We start from the raw sequence: 293 nt of genomic DNA, 5'->3' as shown, positions 1-293 counted from the left end.
ATCCTCGATCGGGAGACGCAGAGGTCCCGCGGCTTCGGCTTCGTCACCTTCTCCACGGAGGAGGCGATGCGGAACGCCATCGAGGGCATGAACGGCAAGGAGCTGGACGGCCGCAACATCACCGTCAACGAGGCCCAGTCCCGCGGCGGCCGTGGAGGCGGCGGCGGCGGCTACGGTGGTGGCCGTGGAGGCGGCGGCTACGGCGGTGGCGGGCGCCGTGATGGCGGCGGCGGCTACGGCGGTGGCGGCGGCGGCTACGGTGGCGGCGGTGGCTACGGTGGTGGTGGTGGCGG

Annotated in this window: 1 protein-coding gene and 1 pseudogene; both read left to right on the top strand. The window is 74.1% G+C overall.

Features of this window, described 5'->3' with window-relative positions:
- Window positions 1-69, top strand: a pseudogene (locus tag DVH23_RS25195) (hypothetical protein); the annotation flags it as partial.
- Window positions 70-87: 18 nt separating this feature from the next.
- Window positions 88-293: RNA-binding protein (locus DVH23_RS23300; RefSeq protein ID WP_232833915.1), on the top strand; the 206-nt coding region annotated here is incomplete at its 3' end.

Origin of the sequence: Saliphagus sp. LR7 (genome assembly GCF_003344565.1) — an archaeon.
Lineage (GTDB): Archaea > Halobacteriota > Halobacteria > Halobacteriales > Natrialbaceae > Saliphagus > Saliphagus infecundisoli.
Note: the sequence above shows the minus strand (reverse complement) of the source record. Positions and strands in the feature narration are given on the sequence as shown.